Source organism: Dyella sp. (genome assembly GCF_036384435.1).
Classification (GTDB): Bacteria; Pseudomonadota; Gammaproteobacteria; order Xanthomonadales; family Rhodanobacteraceae; genus GSA-30.
The window spans coordinates 1-14,060 of sequence record NZ_DASVMI010000187.1; the positions used below are offsets into that span (position 1 = coordinate 1).

The following is a 14,060-nucleotide window of genomic DNA, read 5'->3' on the forward strand; positions in this document are numbered from 1 at the left end:
AGGGCGCCGATGACCGTGGCACGCAGGATGTTCCACAGGTCGGGCAAGCTGGCGAAGCGCCAAACCCCTCGATAAAGGCCCGTCCAACTCAGGACAGCCGCCTGCACCAGCAGCACCAGGGGAAATTCGAGCGAATGAAACGTATAAGCCCCGTCGTTGACCAGGTCATAACGAAGCATCTTGGCGATCCACCAAGCCAGCGCCGCCATCAGCAGGTCGTGCAGCACGACCGCCGAGCGAGGGTGGATGACGCCAATCCATTTACGTAACGACATGTCGGACCTTGTACGAAACGCGCCGCAGGCGTTGTTGCTTGATTAACACCCATGCTGCACCCGCAGCAAGGTAGACGGCCACGCAATCGATGAATGCGAACCGGGGCCAGACCCAGGCCGCACATGCCATCGGTGCCGCGATGATTACGTTCCAGAGCAGGTAACCCATGCCCCCTGTAGCATGCGAAAACCCGCTGCGAACCAGCCATTGATACAAATGTTCACGATGCGCCGTATACCAGCGTCTGCCTCGCAACATCCGGCTCAGGAGAGTAAGCCCAGCATCCACGACGAAAGATGAACTCAAGGTCAAGGCAGGCCAGACCAAGGCCGTTTCGGTGCGCCACAGCATGAGCGAAATCGCAAAAATCATGAGGCCGACCGTACCACTGCCCACGTCCCCCATGAAAATACGAGCGCGAGGACGGTTGAAGAACCAGAATCCCAAGGCGGCGCCCGCCATGCATCCGGACGCGGCCGCGAGCGACGGCTGGCCAGCGGCCAAGGCAAGAATCGCAAGCCCCGTGCCGACGAAAATGGCTTGCTGGGCCAACAGGCCATCAATGCCGTCCATGAAGTTATGCAGGTTGATGCTCCAGGCACCAGCCAGCATGAGCAACGGCAGCCACAGCCAGGACAGGCCGCCATCGAAAATTATTGCGCCGGCCAGCCAGGCGCTGGCTAAAAGCTGAACACCCAGCCTGGGAAGGATCGGCAGCGATCGATGATCGTCCCACCAGCCCACCCCGGCGACCATCACGATCGCCAACGCCAGTACCCCTGCTACGGGCACAGACCAGGGCGAAGGTGGCCAGGCCAGTGCTAGCGGCATGCTGATCACGGCGGCCATGACCAGGCCAATGCCGCCACCACGCGGCGTGGGTATGGTGTGGGAACGCCGTTGGCCGGGCTGGTCGAGCATGCCACGGCGATGCGCATAAGCTATTGCGCCACGCACGAGCACGGCGGACGAGACCACCGCCAGCGCGATAAGTCCCCAGGCACCGGACTGCATCGCCGTCACTCGTTGGCCACGCCGTGGATCGGCCGGATGGTGCTCCAGCCCTTGCAACTCGGGCACTGCCAGTGGTGCGCCTTGGCACCGAACCCGCAGCGGCTGCAACGGTACATCGCCTGCCCCTCAAGCAACTTCTTGGTGAGATCGCGCAAGATCAGGAAGTTTTCCCGGGCCTCGCCGTCGATCTTGTCCATCGTGGCGTCAATGAGCGCCATCAGGCCCCGTACTGAGGGTCGTTGGCGCAACTGCGAGGTAAGGAAATCGATGGCTGTGCGCTCCCCATCACGCTGCTGGTACAGCCGGGTCAGCGCGAGCACCGGCGAAATGCCGTGGTAACGCGCGAGAATGTCGCGCAGGAATCGCTCGGCCCGCTCCATCTGTTGCGAACGCGCGTAGCTGTTTAGCAGGGGCGGCAGGATTTCCGGCACGAAGGCGATGTCCGCTTCGACCGCTTGCTCGTAGACATCCACGGCCTTGGCATGCTCGCCCTCATCGGCGAATAATCGTCCGGTCAACATGAAAGCGCGCACGCTTTCCGGTTGGCTGGCAAAGGCTTGGGCCAGATAATCACGCGCCTCCTGACGTGCGCCATGCTGGCGTGATTGCTCGGCAAGCTCGCAATAAAACTGCGCGATCATGCCGGACTCGTCCTCACCGATCATTGCCTCCAGCCGGCGCGCATGCTCAATGGCCTTATGCCAATCGCGCTCGTGCTGGTAGATCGCAATGAGATGACGCAGGGCCGAAGGCGCATGCGCATCCATAGCGACCAGATCGGAAAACAGGGTTTCGGCACGGTCCAGCAGGCCCGCACGCATGTAATCCTCACCCAGTTCCAGCAAGGCCACTGTTTTCATCGCGTCAGACAGACCCGGCCGCGACACCAGATGCTGATGCAGCCGGATGGCGCGATCAACTTCGCCACGACGACGAAACAGGTTACCCAGCGCGAGGTGGGTTTCCACCGTGTCGCGATTGTATTCGGCCAGTCGCAGGAAGACTTCGATCGCCTTGTCCTGCTCTTCGTTGAGCAGGTAGTTCAAGCCGCGAAAATAGTCGGAAGAAAGCTCACTGACCTGGGCCCCGGATCGACGTGCGCCGGATCGACGCGCGCTCCACCAGCCGCTGGCAAAGGCCACAGGCACCAGCAAGGCAAGCACGTAAAGCCCTGTCATGGAGTGACCGCTTGCCCCTTGGCGGCCTTGCGTTCGCTCCGACGCAAGCGGCGATGCTTGCTGCTGACGCCCAGCCATGCGGTCAGGCCGCCAAGCAACCAGCCCAGCACAAGCATGACCAGCAGCGCCGCCCCTTTGGGCAGGGACAAATGCGCGAACGCCAGGTCGTAGGAGACCAGATCGGCGTTGAGCGCACCCACGATGACGCCCAGGGCGATGAAGGCAATAAGTATCAGTATGGCGAGAAGTCGCATCGGTGGACTTTAACTGATTGCAGGGCATGTGTTGAAGGCACGCGCGAAGTGGTTATCGGAGCGACTGGCGATTGTGCGTAGTAAGTGCGAGTTTGGCCGGTTTGGGTTGCGGCTTTTTTGCGCTGGCTCGGTTGGCGTCGAATGCGGCCGGGCGCATCCCTGGGGCCAGGAGGCCCGGCCGCAGGAAATCGTTTACATGCCCCGAGCGCCCAAACCGCAAACCATCCGGCGATCCACGGCCGGCGATAAGCCGCATGGCGATGTAAGTCGCCTGGCAGGAGTGATTTCAAGCGCGAAGCCTTCCGCGATTCAGTCGCGGAGGGGGCTCTGAAACCTCCAAGCCGCGATCGAGGTCGCGACTTGCATCGCGCCTGAAGTCGCTCGCTCCTACGTCGCTCTTGCAGGCGGCGGGACAAAAAAACGGCCGGCAAGAGCCGACCGTTTCAAGAAACTACAAAGTCTAAAGTTTGAGGCCAGGCCTTAAGCCTCGATCTGCTCCAGCATCATGTTCACACGCTCGCGCAATTCCTTGCCCGGCTTGAAGTGCGGTACATGCTTGCCTGGCAACGCCACGGCGTCGCCCGTCTTGGGATTACGACCCATACGCGGCGGCCGGTAATGCAGCGCAAAGCTGCCGAAGCCGCGTACCTCGATTCTCTCGCCGTGAGCCAAGGCATGGCTCATCTGCTCGATCACGCTTTTGACCGCGAGCTCGACATCGCCGAACGCAAGATGGGTCTGGCGCCGAGCCAGCGCTTCGATCAATTCGGATTTGGTCATGGGTCCCCAATGTCCGTGACATGAAAACAACGACTAGCGAGTCGGGGCGGCGCGCATAGCGCCGCCCCAACCCAAGACCGAGAATTAGTCGGCCTTGTTCAGCTGCTCTTTCAGCAATGCACCGAGCTTGGTCGTACCGCCGCTGGCGGACGAGTACTCAGCCATGACATCTTGCAGCTCTTCTTCGTCCTTCGCACGGATCGACAGCTGCAGCTGACGACCCTTGCGATCCATGCCGGTGAACTTGGCTTCGACCTTATCGCCTACCTTCAGGTGCTGCGTGGCGTCGTCGATGCGCTCCTTGGCGATGTCGCTGGCACGCAGGTAACCTTCGATGCCTTCGCCCAGGTCGATCGTCGCACCCTTGGCGTCGACTTCCCTCACCGTGCCGTTGACGATGGTGCCACGCGGATGAGTGGCCATGAACTGACCAAACGGATCCTGCTCCATCTGCTTGATGCCCAGGGAGATGCGCTCGCGCTCCGGATCGACGGCCAGCACGACCGCTTCGATCTCTTCGCCCTTCTTGAAGTTGCGCACCAGGTCTTCACCCGAGGCTTGCCAGGAGATATCCGACAGGTGGACCAGACCATCGATGCCGCCGTCCAGGCCGATGAAGATGCCGAAGTCGGTGATCGATTTGATCTGACCGGACACCTTGTCGCCCTTCTTGTGCATAGCGGCGAAGGCTTCCCACGGGTTCGAGCGGGTCTGCTTGATACCCAGCGAGATGCGACGACGCTCTTCATCCACGTCCAGCACCATCACTTCGGTCTCGTCGCCAACCTGCACGACCTTGGCCGGATTGACGTTCTTGTTGGTCCAATCCATTTCGGAAACGTGGACCAGGCCTTCGACGCCCGGCTCGATCTCAACGAAGCAACCGTAATCGGTGACGTTGGAGACCTTGCCGAACAGGCGGCTGCCGACCGGGTAGCGGCGGGCGATGGCGACCCACGGATCGTCACCCAGCTGCTTGCGACCCAGCGACACGCGGTTGCGCTCGCGGTCGTACTTGAGCACGCGAACTTCCAGCTCTTCGCCGACGCTGACCACTTCGGACGGGTGGCGCACACGCTTCCACGCCATGTCCGTGATGTGCAGCAGGCCGTCGATGCCGCCCAGGTCCACGAACGCACCGTAATCGGTGAGGTTCTTGACCGTACCCTTGACCACGGCGCCCTCGGTCAGGCGCTCCAGCAGCTTCTCGCGCTCCTCGGAGAACTCGGTCTCGACGACGGCGCGGCGGCTGACCACCACGTTGTTGCGCTTGCGGTCGAGCTTGATGATCTTGAACTCGAGGTCCTTGCCTTCCAGGTAAACCGGATCGCGGACCGGACGCACGTCGACCAGCGAGCCCGGCAGGAATGCGCGGACATCCTTGATGTCGACGGTGAAACCGCCCTTGACCTTACCGGAGATCTTGCCAGTGATGGTCTCTTCCTTGTCGAACGCCTGCTCGAGGTCGTCCCACACCATCGAACGCTTGGCCTTCTCACGGGAGAGCTTGGTCTCGCCGAAACCGTCTTCCAGCGCGTCGAGGGCAACCTTCACCTCGTCGCCCACCTGCACTTCCAGCTCTCCGTTCTCGTCCTTGAACTGCTCGATCGGGACGATGCCTTCGCTCTTGAGACCAGCGTTGATCACGACGACGTCGTTGCGGATTTCCACAACGATACCCGTGACGATCGCGCCCGGCTTCAGCTTGGAGATAGCCTGTTGGCTCTGTTCAAACAGCTCGGCAAAACTTTCAGTCATGTTGATTCCAGAAATGAGAAAAGGCCGCACGCCTCTCGCGCACCGTCGGAAGTGTCTGCGCTGGAGGACCGGCCCACCGGTTATGGGTGTCTTCCGGATTGGCTACCGTCGTACACCGTTGACCACAACTCCATGCCGCGACATGGAGCACCAATAGCCATCGTCAGCCTCAACGCTGCACGACGGCGAGTACTTTCGCGACCACATCTCCGATGCCTATACCGGTTGTATCGATCAATACGGCATCTTCGGCTGGCTTGAGCGGCGCAACGGCCCTGGATGCATCGCGGGCGTCACGCGCTTCAATTTCGCGCTGAAGGGTTGCTAGTGTAACGCTCAGCCCCTTTTCCTTCAACTGCTTATAGCGTCTTTTCGCGCGTTCGGCCGAGCTCGCAGTGAGGAACACCTTGAACGGGGCATCCGGGAAGATCACCGTCCCCATGTCACGCCCATCGGCGACCAGGCCAGGTGCCTTTCGGAAGCCGAGCTGCATGGCCACCAGGGCATGGCGAACCGAGGGCACCGATGCAATGGCCGAGGCGGCAGCCCCAGCGGTTTCAGTGCGCAGCTCGTCGGTCGCGTCATGGCCGTTGACGAACACATGGGTCTCGCCGCCATCGGCGGCCGCACGGAACTGGATTCTGGTGGTCTGCGCGCAGCGGGTGATCGCCTCTTCGTCGGACAGGTCAAGCCCAGCGGCACCAGCCGCGTAACCGACCGCCCGATACAGCGCCCCGGAATCGAGCAGGCGCCAGCCGAGCTGTTCGGCGACCAGCCGGCTGATGGTGCCCTTGCCCGAACCCGACGGCCCATCAATGGTAAGTACGGGGACGTTGGCAGGGTTCATGGCGGCTCCGATCTGGATAAACGAACCATGATATCGCGTTGACCCGCCGTTCGGGGCGTGTTATCAAGCCGCGCACCTTTCCGCCAGCTTTCAAAGTATCCGCCCTATGACCGATCTGCGCCCCGAGTTCGAGCAGGCTGCCGAAGACATCCAGAAACTCGGAGAGAGACCGGACAACGACACCTTGCTCAAGCTTTACGCCCTCTACAAACAGGGCTCGGAGGGCGACGTCCATGGTCAGCAGCCGGGCTTCTTCGATTTCATCGGCACTGCCAAGTACGAGGCCTGGGCCAAGCTGCGCGGCACCAGCGGTGAAGAAGCGCGCCGGCGCTATATCGAACTGGTTCGCGAGTTGTTGAGCTAGGTGATGGCGTTCAAGGATAGGTGACGAGGGCGCATGGCTCGCTATTACAGCCCCGCCATACCGTAAGCGCCGACACGACACGGCGTTATTCTTGACTCGGGCAATGTTGCGCCCTCGCAACCCATCCCCTTGCGCGGCATGCACGCTTCCGGCACATTCATACAATCGTTTGAATGAGCTGCCGCCATCCATGTCCTACCCGCACCTGTTCGCCCCACTTGATCTGGGCCATGTGACCTTGCCCAATCGCATCCTGATGGGCTCCATGCATACCGGGCTGGAGGACAAGACGGCTGATTTCGACAAGCTGGCCGAATATTTTGCCGAGCGTGCCCGCGGTGGCGTCGGCCTGATGGTCACCGGTGGCATCGCGCCTAGCATCCAGGGCTGGCTCAAGCCCATGGGCGGGCGCCTGACCATGCCCTGGCACGTGGCCCGGCACCGCAAGGTGACGCGAGCGGTACACGACGAAGGCGGCCATATCTGCATGCAGATCCTGCATGCGGGACGTTATGGCTACCATCCGTTGTCGGTAGCGCCCTCGAAGATCAAGTCGCCGATCACCCCTTTTACTCCCCGCGCGCTTTCTACCGGCGGCGTGGAACGCACCGTGCGCGATTTCGCCCGATGCGCGCAGCTGGCCCGGGAAGCCGGTTATGACGGCGTCGAGGTGATGGGCTCGGAGGGTTACCTGATCAACCAGTTCCTGGCCGAACGTAGCAACCGCCGAAGCGACAAATATGGCGGGGATGCTGCGCGCCGCATGCGCTTTGCGCTGGAGGTGGTCGAACGCACGCGCGAAGCCGTCGGCAAGGATTTCATCATCATCTACCGATTGTCGATGCTCGACCTGGTCGAAGGTGGCCAGGACTGGAACGAGATCGTAACGCTCGCCAAGGGCGTGGAAAAAGCCGGCGCAAGCATCATCAATACAGGTATCGGCTGGCACGAGGCACGCATCCCGACTATCGTCACCAGCGTGCCACGCGCGGGCTTTGCCTGGGTAACCGCCAAGCTCAAGGGCGAGGTCGCCATTCCCCTCATCACCACCAATCGCATCAACATGCCCGAGGTGGCCGAGAAGATCCTCGCCTCGGGTGAGGCGGACATGGTCTCGATGGCACGACCGCTACTGGCCGATCCGCAATGGGCACGCAAGGCGCAAGCAGGAAAGAGCGATCGCATCAATACCTGCATTGCCTGCAACCAGGCTTGCCTGGACCACGTATTCCAGCAGCGCCGCGCCAGTTGCATGGTCAACCCGCGCGCCTGCCATGAGACCGAATTGAAGATTCTGCCGACGACCGTGAAAAAGCGCATCGCGGTGATTGGGGCTGGGCCATCGGGCATGGCCAGCGCCGCCACGCTGGCCGAGCGCGGCCACGCGGTGACCCTGATCGACCAGGACACGCGTATCGGCGGCCAGTTCAACTACGCCAAGCGAATTCCAGGCAAGGAAGAGTTCGAGGAGACACTGCGCTATTTTCGTCATCGTCTCGATGACCTGGGCGTGGAGCTGAGGTTGGGCACGCGCGCCGACGCTTCGAGCCTCAAGGCGGGCCAATTCGATGAAGTGGTCGTCGCCACCGGCATCACGCCACGCAAGGTGCAATTCCCCGGATCGGAAGACCCGCGAGTGCTCAGCTACATCGACGTGCTGGCCCACGACGCGGCGGTTGGCAGGCGAGTGGCCATCATCGGCGCGGGAGGTATCGGCTTCGATGTGGCCGAATTCCTGGTCGAACCGTCCCCCTCGCCTTCCACCGATATCGCGCGCTGGACGCGTGAATGGGGCATCGATCCCCACCTGGACACCCGAGGCGGTCTGGCCAAACCGGAACCGGAAGCTCCCTCGCGACAGATCTGGCTGCTGCAACGCAGCCCGGGCCGCCCTGGCGCGCGCCTGAACAAGACAACCGGCTGGGTTCATCGCGCGACGCTAAAGGCCAAGCAAGTGACCATGCTCGGTGGTATCAGCTACGACCGCCTGGACGCGGACGGCCTGCATATAAGCGCCGATGGCAAGAGCCAGGTATTGCCGGTGGACCATGTCATCGTCTGTGCCGGCCAGGAGCCGAATCGCCAGCTGGCCGATGAGCTCACGGCAGCCGGCATCAAGGTTCACATCATCGGTGGTGCTGACGTGGCTGCAGAGCTTGACGCCAAGCGCGCCATCGACCAAGGCACCCGCCTGGCTGCCAGCTTGTAAAGGCCCGGGCCGGGAAGATTCAGGGGCAGGAAGATGCGAAAGCCACAAAAGAATCGCCCCGCCAGGCGACGCAACGATATCGGTTCGGGGGGGAGAGACCGGATATCGTGGGGATAGCGCGTCGCCTGCGGGGCTGAGGTCTCCGCCGCCTGGGGGGAGGGGATGGCGGCGGGACGGTGCGTAGATTAGGATCGATCCAGTAACCGCGCAAATATATATTTCGCGCGGCACTTATCGGGTTCTCATATAAGATAATACGCACCACCGCATCGGGCGCTGGCGCCTCGGGGTTGCGTATGTTTGATTTTCGCCAATTGCGTTACTTCATCGCGGTGGCCGAAGAGCTGAGCTTCAGCCGGGCCGCTCAGCGGCTGCATCTTTCACAGCCGCCATTGTCGCAACAGATTCAAGCGCTTGAACGTGATCTGGGTGTGCTTTTGTTCAATCGCGACAAGCGCAATGTGGCACTGACCGAACCCGGGCGGGTATTCCTGGAACAGGCTCGCCAGATTCTGGCCAAATCTGATGAGGCGCGCGTGCAGGTCGCCGAGGCCGCAGCCGGTTTTACCGGATTGCTGCGCCTGGCCTATACGGTGTCGGTGACATTCCACCCGTCCCTTCCTCATGCTCTGCTCCGCTATCGCGATGTCGCCCCAAGCGTCCGCGTGGCCCTCAGCGAGATGTATACCGAGCCCCAGTTCGCCGCCTTGCTGACCAACCAGATCGACGTTGGCTTCGTACGTGATGAGCCCAAGCACGAGAGCGATCGCGAAGCGTTGCAATTGGAAGTGATTGATCGAGAACCCCTGGTGCTGGCGTTGCCTGCCGGCCACCACCTGGCCGACCGGCAGAGCGTGAGCCTGCATGAGGTCTCGCGCGAATGGTTCGTTGCGCAGCCACGCGAACTGGCCGCCACGCTTTACGATCGCCTGGTCCAGTTGGCGATGACGGCCGACTTCCACCCCAAGATTCGCCAGCATGCCCAGCAGATCAACGGGTTGCTGGTGCTCGTCGCCGCAGGTATGGGCCTGGCTCTGGTCCCGGCCTCGATGCGTGCTGTGGGCTTGGCCGGGGTGTGCTACGTGCAACTGGATGATCCGGACGCGACGATGTTGCTGGCCGTGGCCACTCGTCGCGACGACCCTTCCCCCGTGCTGAACAAGTTCCTGTCCACTGTCGATGAATCCAAGGTATCCGTGGGCTTGTGACTGGCGATTCAACCAGTTACAATCGCGGGCTCAGTTTTTGTCTTTCCCTACTATCTGTTCCAGGAGCTGGCCGTGAAGGTGCTTTCCTCTTTGAAGTCCGCCAAGCAGCGGCACCGTGACTGCAAGGTTGTGCGCCGTCGCGGCAAGGTGTTCGTGATCTGCAAGAGCAACCCGCGTTTCAAGGCTCGCCAGCGCTGATTTCCCGCGCTTCGAGTTGTAAAAAAGCCGCCTGATGGCGGCTTTTTTATGGGCAAAGTTGCCGAGCTGGTCTTTCGCCATGCCTACCGCAAGGTGGACAGCCCAGCCGCCTATAAAGTCAGTCGCTGGCGCTCCTTAGTAAAAACAAAGGGCGCCGGCCGCTGCCTTTGATCTCGCCTGCCCCTCTTTACAGAGGCGCAGGCCGAACCTTTCAAACTCGTGCAGCGAGCGAACTTACAGGGCTCACCTAGCTCGACTTTACCCTGAGACGGGTCACTCGTAGCGAACCCCCGTGATCTCGTAATGCTTCACGCCATTGGGTGCCCGGAACTCGAAGCTGTCACCTTCGCTCTTGCCGATCAATGCACGTGCAATGGGCGATGACACCGCAATCAGGCGCATCTTGATGTCCGCTTCCAGATCACCCACGATCTGATAGGTCACCGCTTCGCCACTGTCCTCGTCTTCCAGATCCACTGTGGCTCCAAACACCACACGCGTGCCGGCAGACAGGCGCGACACGTCGATGACTTCGGAATTGGACAGCGCACCTTCCAGCTCGGCGATACGCCCCTCGGTGAAGCTTTGCTGCTCCCTCGCCGCGTGATATTCGGCATTTTCCTTCAAATCACCGTGCGCGCGAGCCTCGGCAATCGCAGCAATGATCTTGGGGCGGTCAACCGACTTCAGGCGCTCCAGTTCGCCACGCAGGCGCTCCGAACCGATCTTTGTGATGGGAGCACGACTCATGCTTTCAACTCCTTGTGCAACTCTTGCAGGCTATTCACTTCGCCGGCACCGTGGAAATCCAGCGAGTGCACCAGCGCACGAGCGCCTGCCACAGTGGTGGAATAGGTAACGCGATGCTGCAGGGCTTCGCGACGAATCGAGAACGAATCGGAGATGGCCTGCTTGCCCTCGGTCGTGTTGACGATATAAACGATTTCGCCGTTCTTGATAAGGTCCACGACGTGCGGCCGGCCTTCGAGCACCTTGTTGATGCGCTCGCAGACCACCCCATGCTCGGCCAGGAAATTGGCCGTACCGGCGGTTGCCACGATGGTATATCCGCGCGAGATGGCGTCCTTGGCCACAGGCAACAGGCGATCCTTGTCGGCATCGCGCACCGACATGAATATCTTGCCCTGGGGTGGCGTCTTGATGCCGGCGGCATCGTGACCACGCGCGAAGGCTGCACCAAACGTGCGACCCACGCCCATCACCTCACCCGTGGAGCGCATTTCAGGGCCCAGGATGGGATCGACATTCTGGAACTTCAGGAACGGGAAGATGGCTTCCTTGACCGAGAAGTATTCCGGGATCACTTCACGGGTAGCGTCCTGCTCGACCAGCGAGCGCCCTGCCATGGCACGCGCAGCGATCTTGGCCAGCGAAACGCCCGTGGCCTTGGATACGAACGGTACGGTACGCGAAGCACGCGGATTCACTTCCAGAATGAATACGGTGTCGCCCTGGATGGCGAACTGGGTGTTCATCAGGCCGACGACTTTGAGCTCCTTGGCCATCAGCGCAACCTGGCGGCGCAGTTCGTCCTGGACTTCGGCCGTGAGCGAATACGGGGGCAGCGAGCATGAGGAGTCGCCCGAGTGCACACCGGCCTCTTCGATGTGCTCCATGATGCCGCCGACCAACACGTTGCCGTCCTTGTCGGCAATGATGTCCACGTCTACCTCGACCGCGTGATCGAGGAAGCGATCCAGCAGCACCGGCGAATCGTTGGATACCTGCACGGCATCACGGATGTAGCGTGCCAGATCCGCGTCGGCGTAGACGATTTCCATCGCGCGGCCGCCCAGCACATAGCTCGGTCGTACCACCAGCGGATAACCAATTTCACGCGCCAGCACCATCGCCTCGTCGGCGTTGCGTGCTGTGCGGTTCGGCGGCTGCTTCAGGCCGATCTTCTCGATCATCTTCTGGAAGCGCTCACGGTCCTCAGCCAGGTCGATCGAATCGGGCGACGTGCCGATGATCGGCGCACCGGCCGCTTCCAGCGCGCGCGCCAGCTTCAGCGGCGTCTGCCCACCATACTGCACGATCACGCCCTTGGGCTTTTCCAGCGCCACGATTTCCAGCACGTCTTCCAGCGTCAGCGGCTCGAAGTACAACCGATCGGATGTGTCGTAATCGGTGGAGACCGTTTCCGGGTTGCAATTGACCATGATGGTCTCGAACCCGTCTTCGCGCAGGGCCAATGCCGCATGCACGCAGCAATAGTCGAACTCGATGCCCTGGCCGATACGGTTCGGGCCACCGCCGAGCACGATGATCTTGTCGCGCTGGGTCGGCTGCGCTTCGCACTCTTCCTCGTACGTGGAATACATGTACGCCGTGGTGGTGGCAAATTCGGCGGCACAGGAGTCCACGCGCTTGTACACCGGGCGAACGCCCAGTGTATGCCGCAGATGGCGCACGGCAGCCTCGTCGGTACCGATCAATTCGGCCAGGCGCGCATCGGAGAAACCCAGGCGCTTGAGTTCACGCATGCGTACGGCATCGAGCTTGCTGATGCCATGCGCGGTGACCATGGCCTCCTCCAGCACGATGTCCTCGAAGGCCGCCAGGAACCACGGATCGACATGGCTCAGTTCGTGCACTTCCTCCAGCGAAAGGCCCGCACGAAACGCATCGGCCAGATGGAACACGCGGTCCGGACGTGGCTCGCGCAGTTCGCGCTTGAGGACGGCCAGGCCATCATCGGTGGTCAGGTCCAGGCCGGTGGGATTGAGGCCTGTCTTGCCGATCTCGAGGCCACGCAGGGCCTTTTGCAGCGATTCGTGGAACGTACGACCCATCGCCATGACCTCGCCCACCGATTTCATCTGCGTGGTCAGTCGTGCGTCCGCCGAAGGGAATTTCTCGAAGGCAAAGCGCGGAATCTTGGTGACGACGTAGTCGATGCTCGGCTCGAACGAGGCCGGGGTCAGGCCGCCGGTGATGTCGTTCTTCAGTTCATCCAGCGTGTAGCCCACGGCGAGCTTGGCCGCGATCTTGGCGATCGGGAAGCCGGTGGCCTTGGAGGCCAGCGCGGAAGAACGCGATACACGCGGATTCATCTCGATGACCACTACGCGCCCGGTCTCGGCATTGATGCCGAACTGCACGTTGGAGCCGCCGGTATCGACGCCGATCTTGCGCAGCACCGCGATGGACGCATTGCGCAGGCGCTGGTATTCCTTGTCGGTAAGCGTCTGCGCCGGCGCGACGGTAATCGAGTCACCGGTATGCACGCCCATCGGATCGAGGTTCTCGATCGAGCACACGATGATGCAGTTGTCCGCCTTGTCACGGACCACCTCCATCTCGAATTCCTTCCAGCCAAGCACGGACTCCTCGACCAGTACTTCGTGCACCGGCGAGAGCTCCAGGCCGCGTTTGACGATCTCTTCGAACTCTTCAACGTTGTAGGCAATGCCGCCCCCCGAACCACCGAGCGTGAAGCTCGGACGGATGATGGTCGGGAAGCCGACCCGGGCCTGGATTTCAACCGCTTGCTCAAAACTGCGGGCGACTGCGGCCTTGGGGCATTCCAGTCCGATCTCGGACATGGCCACGCGGAACAACTCGCGATCCTCGGCCATGCGGATGGCTTCGCGCGAAGCGCCGATCAATTCGACGTCGTACTTCTCCAGCACACCGTTGTCGGCCAGGTCCAAGGCGCAATTGAGACCAGTCTGGCCGCCCATGGTCGGCAGCACCGCATCCGGGCGCTCCTTGGCGATGATGCGTTCGACCGTCTGCCAGTTAATCGGCTCGATGTAGACCGCATCGGCGGTTTCCGGATCAGTCATGATCGTGGCGGGATTGGAATTGACCAGGATGACCCGGTAACCCTCTTCCTTCAGCGCCTTGCAGGCCTGCGCGCCGGAATAATCGAACTCGCACGCCTGACCGATGACGATCGGGCCGGCGCCGATGATGAGGATGCTCTTGATATCGGTACGCTTGGCCAT

The 14,060-nt window shown here is 61.7% G+C and carries 12 protein-coding genes and 1 pseudogene; 4 read left to right on the forward strand and 9 right to left on the reverse strand.

Annotated features, from left to right (window positions below; all coding sequences use genetic code 11):
• From VF436_RS19955 to cmk, 7 genes and pseudogenes are all read right to left on the reverse strand, one after another.
• Positions 1 to 275, reverse strand: a pseudogene (locus VF436_RS19955) (polysaccharide biosynthesis protein); the annotation flags it as partial.
• The gene (locus VF436_RS19960) at positions 262 to 1,356 is read right to left on the reverse strand and encodes a glycosyltransferase family 4 protein (RefSeq protein ID WP_330905806.1); all 1,095 of its coding nucleotides are present in this window, start codon (positions 1,354 to 1,356) and stop codon (positions 262 to 264) included. The gene VF436_RS19960 and the pseudogene VF436_RS19955, both read right to left, overlap by 14 nt.
• Positions 1,296 to 2,468, reverse strand: a complete 1,173-nt coding sequence (lapB, locus tag VF436_RS19965; RefSeq protein ID WP_330905807.1) for a lipopolysaccharide assembly protein LapB — start codon at positions 2,466 to 2,468, stop codon at positions 1,296 to 1,298. The genes VF436_RS19960 and lapB overlap by 61 nt, the downstream gene beginning before the upstream one ends.
• Positions 2,465 to 2,722, reverse strand: a complete 258-nt coding sequence (locus VF436_RS19970) for a lipopolysaccharide assembly protein LapA domain-containing protein (RefSeq protein WP_330905808.1) — start codon at positions 2,720 to 2,722, stop codon at positions 2,465 to 2,467. Before VF436_RS19970 ends, lapB begins: the two co-directional genes overlap by 4 nt.
• A gap of 480 nt (positions 2,723 to 3,202) precedes the next feature.
• On the reverse strand, positions 3,203 to 3,502 hold the full coding sequence (locus VF436_RS19975; protein WP_330905809.1) for an integration host factor subunit beta: 300 nt from the start codon (positions 3,500 to 3,502) through the stop codon (positions 3,203 to 3,205).
• A gap of 84 nt (positions 3,503 to 3,586) precedes the next feature.
• Positions 3,587 to 5,260: a 30S ribosomal protein S1 gene (gene rpsA / locus VF436_RS19980; RefSeq protein WP_330905810.1), complete on the reverse strand. Its 1,674-nt coding sequence runs from the start codon at positions 5,258 to 5,260 to the stop codon at positions 3,587 to 3,589.
• Positions 5,261 to 5,429: 169 nt separating this feature from the next.
• The gene (gene cmk, locus VF436_RS19985) at positions 5,430 to 6,107 is read right to left on the reverse strand and encodes a (d)CMP kinase (RefSeq protein ID WP_330905811.1); all 678 of its coding nucleotides are present in this window, start codon (positions 6,105 to 6,107) and stop codon (positions 5,430 to 5,432) included.
• Positions 6,108 to 6,213: 106 nt separating this feature from the next.
• Between cmk and VF436_RS19990 the strand changes: the two genes are divergently transcribed.
• From VF436_RS19990 to ykgO, 4 genes are all read left to right on the forward strand, one after another.
• Positions 6,214 to 6,471 (forward strand): acyl-CoA-binding protein, encoded by a 258-nt coding sequence (locus tag VF436_RS19990; RefSeq protein WP_330905812.1) that lies wholly within the window; start codon positions 6,214 to 6,216, stop codon positions 6,469 to 6,471.
• Positions 6,472 to 6,661: 190 nt separating this feature from the next.
• Positions 6,662 to 8,680: an NADPH-dependent 2,4-dienoyl-CoA reductase gene (locus VF436_RS19995; RefSeq protein ID WP_330905813.1), complete on the forward strand. Its 2,019-nt coding sequence runs from the start codon at positions 6,662 to 6,664 to the stop codon at positions 8,678 to 8,680.
• 296 nt (positions 8,681 to 8,976) lie between these two features.
• Positions 8,977 to 9,888 (forward strand): LysR family transcriptional regulator, encoded by a 912-nt coding sequence (locus VF436_RS20000; protein WP_330905814.1) that lies wholly within the window; start codon positions 8,977 to 8,979, stop codon positions 9,886 to 9,888.
• Between the two features lie 72 nt (positions 9,889 to 9,960).
• Positions 9,961 to 10,086, forward strand: a complete 126-nt coding sequence (ykgO, locus tag VF436_RS20005) for a type B 50S ribosomal protein L36 (protein ID WP_008215056.1) — start codon at positions 9,961 to 9,963, stop codon at positions 10,084 to 10,086.
• 273 nt (positions 10,087 to 10,359) lie between these two features.
• Here ykgO and greA read toward each other — a convergent pair whose 3' ends face one another.
• Together greA and carB are read right to left on the reverse strand one after the other, a co-directional pair.
• Positions 10,360 to 10,836 (reverse strand): transcription elongation factor GreA, encoded by a 477-nt coding sequence (greA, locus tag VF436_RS20010; protein WP_330905815.1) that lies wholly within the window; start codon positions 10,834 to 10,836, stop codon positions 10,360 to 10,362.
• Positions 10,833 to 14,060 (reverse strand): carbamoyl-phosphate synthase large subunit, encoded by a 3,228-nt coding sequence (carB, locus tag VF436_RS20015; RefSeq protein WP_330905816.1) that lies wholly within the window; start codon positions 14,058 to 14,060, stop codon positions 10,833 to 10,835. Before carB ends, greA begins: the two co-directional genes overlap by 4 nt.

Excerpts from the sequence above, each read along its gene's own strand:
- lapB (WP_330905807.1), bottom strand. The coding sequence starts at position 2,468 with ATGACAGGGCTTTACGTGCTTGCCTTGCTGGTGCCTGTGGCCTTTGCC.
- VF436_RS19970 (WP_330905808.1), bottom strand. The coding sequence starts at position 2,722 with ATGCGACTTCTCGCCATACTGATACTTATTGCCTTCATCGCCCTGGGC.
- VF436_RS19995 (WP_330905813.1), top strand. The coding sequence starts at position 6,662 with ATGTCCTACCCGCACCTGTTCGCCCCACTTGATCTGGGCCATGTGACC.
- VF436_RS20000 (WP_330905814.1), top strand. The coding sequence starts at position 8,977 with ATGTTTGATTTTCGCCAATTGCGTTACTTCATCGCGGTGGCCGAAGAG.
- carB (WP_330905816.1), bottom strand. The coding sequence starts at position 14,060 with ATGGCCAAGCGTACCGATATCAAGAGCATCCTCATCATCGGCGCCGGC.
- VF436_RS19975 (WP_330905809.1), bottom strand. The coding sequence starts at position 3,502 with ATGACCAAATCCGAATTGATCGAAGCGCTGGCTCGGCGCCAGACCCAT.
- greA (WP_330905815.1), bottom strand. The coding sequence starts at position 10,836 with ATGAGTCGTGCTCCCATCACAAAGATCGGTTCGGAGCGCCTGCGTGGC.
- VF436_RS19990 (WP_330905812.1), top strand. The coding sequence starts at position 6,214 with ATGACCGATCTGCGCCCCGAGTTCGAGCAGGCTGCCGAAGACATCCAG.
- rpsA (WP_330905810.1), bottom strand. The coding sequence starts at position 5,260 with ATGACTGAAAGTTTTGCCGAGCTGTTTGAACAGAGCCAACAGGCTATC.
- cmk (WP_330905811.1), bottom strand. The coding sequence starts at position 6,107 with ATGAACCCTGCCAACGTCCCCGTACTTACCATTGATGGGCCGTCGGGT.